This is a genomic window from Citrobacter sp. VF227, assembly GCF_052950715.1.
Genome location: NZ_JBRFVF010000131.1, coordinates 1 through 647, shown reverse-complemented (window position 1 = coordinate 647; position 647 = coordinate 1). Strand labels below are relative to the sequence as shown.

The 647-nt window shown below is 67.5% G+C and carries 1 protein-coding gene; it reads left to right on the top strand.

Annotated features, from left to right (window positions below; all coding sequences use genetic code 11):
• A partial coding sequence (locus tag ACU8YC_RS25470) for a CAP domain-containing protein (RefSeq protein WP_446896029.1) occupies window positions 1-647 on the top strand: 647 nt, incomplete at both ends.

Sequence of the window (647 nt, the reverse complement as noted above, 5' to 3'; positions counted from 1 at the left end):
GTATAAATACCGATCGCGTGATTGCGCTGACCTCTGTGATGGGCGCGGCAATGGCGGCGGTCGCGGTTGTGCCGCTAGGTCAGTTTTATGGCGTAATGAACCCCTATATCGGTTTTATGGCCGGGATGAAGGCCATTACCGCCGCGGTACTGGGTGGTATGGGTAGCATTCCAGTGGGGATGATCGGCGGCCTGAGCCCGGTCGTGGTCGACTCGGCTCTCGTGAAGGCGGCGGCCTTCCAGGCCGGCAACAACGCCCGCCACGGCCAGCTCAGCCACGATGTCGGCGGCAGCTTCACCTCGCGCATGGCGTCGGCCGGTCTCGCGAGATCCTGGGCGGCCGAGAATCTCAGCGCCGGGTCCGAGACCCTGGAGCAGGTGCTCGCCCGCTGGAAGGCGAGTCCCGAGCACAACAGGAACATGCTGCTGCCGCAGATCCGCAGGATCGGGATCGCGCGGGTCGATGCCCCGACCACCCGGTACAAGGGCTTCTGGGCGCTCGTGATGGCCGGCGGCTGGCGCAGGACGTCCCAGGATGCGGACGGCGCCAGATCGACGATCCGGAGCTGGGCGCGCTCGGCGCCGCCCCATCGGTCGCAGGACAGGCTCCAGCCCACGTCCATCCCCCGGCCCACCCCGTCCAGCAAG